We start from the raw sequence: 4,985 nt of genomic DNA on the forward strand, positions 1-4,985 counted from the left end.
GCAAGATACTGCTTCGTCCAGCGAGAGATCTGCCGTGCAAAATAATTGCCGGGCTTGCCGAAATCGCCGAGCCCTGCCTTCTCGTAATCCACCATGTGCAGGCGCGCCATGGTTTCGTTCAGCGAGTCGTAAATCTTCCAGCGCGTTTCCTTGTCCTGAGAGGGAAGGAGCGGTTCCCAGAGCACGCGGCCATCGACCATTTCCATGATGTAGAACATGGTGCCGATAACGTTTTCATCTTCGCAGAGACAGAAAGTGCGCGGGGCAGGAAAGCCCGTCGCGTATAGCGCGGTGATGACCCTGTATTCGCGGTCAACGGCATGCGCGGAGGGAAGAAGCTTCCCCGGCGGCTTGCGGCGCAGCACATATTTCTGCTTCGGCGTGGAGAGCTGATAGGTCGGGTTCGACTGCCCGCCCTTGAACTGCGACACGGTGAGCGGCCCTTCGAAGCCTTCCACATGCGCCTGCATATATTGCTCAAGGCGCTTCTCATCGAACTTGTGGCTCTCGGCGACTTCTTTGGTGCCGGAGAATTGCTCCTGACGGCTCGGTTCCTGGCTCATTGTTTTTCACTCCCCGTTTCGTCTTAATTGATTCTGTCAGGCGGTCTGCTTTTCGCGGGCAATGGCGCGGTAGCCAATGTCGCGGCGGCAGAAGCCTTCCGGCCAGTCAATCTTGTCAACAGCGCGGTAGGCGCGCGCCTGCGCATCCGCCGTTGTCTTGCCGGTTGCCGTCACATTGAGGACGCGCCCGCCTGTGGAGAGAACGCGCCCGCCTTCCGCTTTCGTTCCGGCGTGGAAAATCTGGACACCGTCTTCTGCGCCAGCTTCAGCAAGGCGACGAATTTCCGTGTTCTTCTTGTAGTCGCCCGGATAACCCTCGGCGGCCATGACCACGGTGAGCGCCACCTCGTCCTTCCAGCGGACTTCGGCCTTGTCGAGCGTGCCATCATGGCTTGCCTTCAGAAGCGGCAGCACATCGCAATCAAGCCGCATCATCAGCACCTGCGTCTCCGGATCACCAAAGCGCGCGTTATATTCGATGAGCTTCGGCCCATCCGCGGTGATCATCAGCCCGGCATAAAGCACGCCCTTGAACGGGGTGCCGCGTTCGCGCATCGCGCGCACGGTAGGCTCCACGATCTCGTGCAACACGCGCTCATTGAGGACGGCTGTCATCACAGGCGCGGGCGAATAGGCGCCCATGCCGCCCGTGTTCGGCCCCACATCATTGTCAAAGACACGCTTGTGGTCCTGTGCGGTGGCGAGGGGCAGCACATGCGTGCCATCGCAAAGCGCAAAGAAACTCGCTTCTTCGCCTTCGAGAAATTCTTCCACCACGACTTCTGCACCGGCTGCGCCAAAGCGACCGCCGAGTATGTCGTCAATCGCAGCATTTGCCTCATCCACCGTCGCGGCGATGATGACGCCCTTGCCAGCCGCAAGCCCGTCAGCCTTCACGACAATGGGCGCGCCTTTTTCAGCGATGAAGGCTTTGGCGGCCTCCGCCTTGTCGAAGCGGCCATAGGCAGCGGTGGGAATGCCATATTCCGCGCAGAGATCCTTCGTGAAGCCCTTGGAGCCTTCAAGCTGTGCCGCAGCGGCGGAAGGGCCGAAGCTTACAATGCCTTCGGCATCAAGCCGGTCCACCAGACCCTGCACCAGCGGGTCTTCCGGCCCGACCACCACGAAATCCACCTTCTTCTCGCGGATAAAGGCGATGATGGCGTCACAATCCACCGCGGCAAGCGGCACGCATTCCGCCACCTGTGCAATTCCACCATTTCCGGGTGCACAATAAAGCTTGCTGCAAAGCGGGCTTTGCGCGATGGCCCAGCAAAGGGCATGTTCCCGGCCGCCAGAGCCGATGACGAGAATATTCATGGGTACATCCCCTGGAAATGGCTTGCGCGGCCCGCCCGGAAAGGGTTGGGGCGCGAAGGGCCCCCTTGTAACATGGGGGCCCGCTCCGGCAAATAACCGCAGCCACCCCTATCGAAGCACAAGAGTGAGATGACCCCTCCGGATACCGCCGCAAACAATGCTCATGAATTCTCGGTGAGCGAGATTTCCTTCGCGTTGAAGCGCACCGTGGAGGAAACCTTCGGTCATGTCCGCGTACGGGGCGAGATTACGGGATATCGCGGGCCTCACTCTTCCGGCCATTGCTATTTCGGCCTGAAGGACGACAAGGCCCGCATTGATGCCGTCATCTGGCGTGGCGCGTTCCAGAAGCTCCGCTTCAAGCCCGAAGAGGGCATGGAGGTGATAGCAACCGGCAAGCTCACCACCTTTCCCGGCAGTTCCAAATATCAGATCGTGATCGAGCATCTGGAGCCGGCAGGCGTCGGCGCGCTGATGGCGTTGCTGGAGGAGCGGCGGAAGAAGCTTGCCGCCGAAGGCCTCTTCGCAGAGGAACGCAAGCGCCCGCTTCCCTTCCTGCCGCGCGTAATCGGCGTAGTGACAAGCCCCACAGGCGCGGTCATCCGCGATATTCTTCACCGCCTTGAAGACCGCTTCCCGCGCCATGTTATCGTCTGGCCTGTGCGCGTGCAGGGCGAGACGAGCGCGGCAGAAGTGGCCGCCGCTATTCGCGGCTTCAACGCGATGGGCGAGGGCGGTGTCTTTCCGCGCCCCGATGTACTGATCGTTGCGCGCGGCGGCGGTTCCATTGAAGACCTCTGGTCCTTCAATGAGGAAATCGTCGTGCGTGCTGCCGCAGAAAGCACGATCCCGCTCATCTCCGCCGTGGGGCATGAGACGGACACGACCTTGATCGACTTCGCATCTGATCGCCGCGCGCCGACACCCACAGCAGCTGCTGAAATGGCAGTGCCCGTGCGCGCGGAACTCATGGCGGATATGCGAGATCGCACGACGCGGTTGATGCGCGCCGAGGCGCGGCTGCTTGAAGCCGCGCGCACTCAGCTCCGCGGCCTCGCGCGCGGGCTGCCGCGTCTGCAAGACATCGTCGCTTTGCCGCGTCAGCGTTTCGACAATGCCGCAGAACGCCTCTCCCGCGCGCTCATCCGCGCAACGGAAGTGAAACAGGCACAGCTTCAGCGTGTGGAAGCGCGCCTCTCGCCGCAACCGCTTCGCCTTCGCATCGCTACCGAGAAAAAAGCCCTGCCGCAATGGATGGAGCGCCTTGGCCGCGCGGAAAGGCGCGCTCTTTCCGATGCCGGGCGGCGGCTCGACGGGGCGGCAAAGCTTCTCGAAAGTTACTCCTATCATGGCGTACTGAAGCGCGGCTTTGCCGTGGTGCGCGATGCCTCTGGCAAGCCGGTTCATGCGGGCACAGGGCAAAAGCCCGGTGCCGTCCTCGAGATCGAGTTCGCCAGCGACAGGCTCGGCGTTGTTGTGGCGGGCGGCAGTCCTGCCCCTTCACCCAAAAAGGTGCCCGAGAAAAAATCCGGCGGCGCGCAGGGGACGCTGCTTTGAACCCGGATTTTGCGCGATCTTCGCCCGCGCGCTAGAGTGCCGAAAAATGAGGATGATGTATGAACAGGATTGACCGACCCGGCAGCGGCGAAGCGGAACTCGTATATGGTGACGGGGAGTTTCACGTCGTGAAACCCGGCACGCATGTCACCTGCGCTGTAACGGGCGTGCAGATTCCGCTCGATGAATTGCGCTACTGGAATGTCGATCGGCAGGAGGCTTATGCAAGCCCCGACGCTTCGCTGAAGCGGATGATGGAAATTCTCAAGGGCGCGAAATGAAGAAACTCGCCCTTCTTGCTGCCACGCTGTTGCTGGTCGGTACCGCATGGGCGGCAGAACCACCGCTTGAGCTTCAGGGGCGGATGGAGCAAGGCGGCCTCGTCATTGGCAAGGCAGTGCCGGGTGCAGAAGCCATGCTCGACGGCTTGAAGCTCGACATGGATGCGGAAGGCAATTTTGCCTTCGGCTTCGACCGCGATCACGGCAGGCAGGCGCGGCTTACACTACGCTATCCTGATGGGTCATCGGTAGAACGCCTGCTTGATATTGCCCCGCGCGACTGGAAGATCCAGCGCGTCGAAGGCGTGCCGCAAAAATTCGTAACGCCTCCGCCGGAAGCAGCCGCTGCCATTGCGCGCAGCACAAAGCTTAAAAATGAAGCGCGGGAGAAGCGCGCGGAAGGAAGCTGGTTTCGCGAGAATTTCATCTGGCCCGTCACAGGCCCGATCTCCGGCGTCTTCGGATCACAGCGCTACTACAATGGCGAGCCGCGCCGCCCTCATTATGGCGTCGATGTTGCCGCGCCAACGGGAACGGAGATCATCGCGCCCGCAAGTGGCGTGGTCACGCTTGCCGATATGGATATGTATTTTGAAGGCGGTCTCGTTTTTCTGGATCACGGACAGGGCGTGACCAGCCTGATGATGCATATGAGCCGGATCGATGTGAAAGCAGGCGACCGCGTGCAGCAGGGTGATGTTCTGGGCGCTGTCGGCGCAACAGGGCGCGCAACCGGCCCGCATCTCCATTGGGGGCTTTACTGGCGCGGCGCCTGGCTGGACCCGGAGCGGCTTGTCGGGCCGATGCCGCAGGGCAAACCGTCCGGCAGAAACTGAGGCCGGCCTACTCCTCGGTCTGAGTCCATCTGCGTCTCCGCCGCCGAGGGGCCGTCCAGCGGTCATGCAGCCAGAGCCATTGTTCCGGCCGCTCACGAATGCGCGCCTCGAGGAAATCATTTAGCTCCTGCGTGATGCGCTGCACTTCTTCCACCGGATCAGCGCCCGGCCGCGCGACAATCGGGTCGTAAACAACGACACGGAAATGGACACCTTCCAGCCGCTCGATCCAGGCTGGCACGACAGGAATATTGTATCGCACCGCCAGACCGGCAGGCGCATTCGGCGTCATCGCGGGCAAACCGAAGAAGCGGGCAGGAAGCCCGTCATTCATCTTCTGGTCCGTCAGCATGGCGACAAACTTGTTCTCCCGCATCAGGCGAACAATCACGCGCGCACCGGTGCTTCCTTTCGGAATCTGAATTGCC

At 61.5% G+C, this 4,985-nt stretch carries 6 protein-coding genes; 3 read left to right on the plus strand and 3 right to left on the minus strand.

The window, feature by feature from the left end; translation table 11 throughout:
* The coding region (locus tag WBF74_RS01930) for a phosphotransferase family protein (RefSeq protein ID WP_424434346.1) at positions 1-563 on the minus strand (563 nt) is incomplete at its 3' end.
* Between the two features lie 36 nt (positions 564-599).
* Positions 600-1,883, minus strand: coding sequence for a phosphoribosylamine--glycine ligase (gene purD / locus WBF74_RS01935; protein WP_424434349.1), 1,284 nt, complete (start codon positions 1,881-1,883; stop codon positions 600-602).
* A 129-nt stretch (positions 1,884-2,012) separates the two neighbouring features.
* Between purD and xseA the strand changes: the two genes are divergently transcribed.
* Genes xseA through WBF74_RS01950 form a run of 3 tightly spaced genes read left to right on the plus strand, consistent with a single transcriptional unit; the run spans position 2,013 to position 4,557 of the window.
* Positions 2,013-3,440, plus strand: a complete 1,428-nt coding sequence (gene xseA / locus WBF74_RS01940; protein WP_424434352.1) for an exodeoxyribonuclease VII large subunit — start codon at positions 2,013-2,015, stop codon at positions 3,438-3,440.
* A 59-nt stretch (positions 3,441-3,499) separates the two neighbouring features.
* The gene (locus tag WBF74_RS01945; RefSeq protein ID WP_424434355.1) at positions 3,500-3,721 is read left to right on the plus strand and encodes a DUF2093 domain-containing protein; all 222 of its coding nucleotides are present in this window, start codon (positions 3,500-3,502) and stop codon (positions 3,719-3,721) included.
* Positions 3,718-4,557 (plus strand): M23 family metallopeptidase, encoded by an 840-nt coding sequence (locus WBF74_RS01950; RefSeq protein ID WP_424434358.1) that lies wholly within the window; start codon positions 3,718-3,720, stop codon positions 4,555-4,557. Before WBF74_RS01945 ends, WBF74_RS01950 begins: the two co-directional genes overlap by 4 nt.
* 7 nt (positions 4,558-4,564) lie before the next feature.
* On the opposite strand, the gene WBF74_RS01955 is transcribed toward WBF74_RS01950, so the two are convergent.
* On the minus strand, positions 4,565-4,985 hold a 421-nt coding region (locus tag WBF74_RS01955), incomplete at its 5' end, for a lysophospholipid acyltransferase family protein (protein WP_424434361.1).

The organism is Parvibaculum sp. (genome assembly GCF_049672805.1).
Classification (GTDB): Bacteria; Pseudomonadota; Alphaproteobacteria; order Parvibaculales; family Parvibaculaceae; genus Parvibaculum.

Excerpts from the sequence above, each read along its gene's own strand:
- purD (WP_424434349.1), bottom strand. The coding sequence starts at position 1,883 with ATGAATATTCTCGTCATCGGCTCTGGCGGCCGGGAACATGCCCTTTGC.
- xseA (WP_424434352.1), top strand. The coding sequence starts at position 2,013 with ATGACCCCTCCGGATACCGCCGCAAACAATGCTCATGAATTCTCGGTG.
- WBF74_RS01945 (WP_424434355.1), top strand. The coding sequence starts at position 3,500 with ATGAACAGGATTGACCGACCCGGCAGCGGCGAAGCGGAACTCGTATAT.
- WBF74_RS01950 (WP_424434358.1), top strand. The coding sequence starts at position 3,718 with ATGAAGAAACTCGCCCTTCTTGCTGCCACGCTGTTGCTGGTCGGTACC.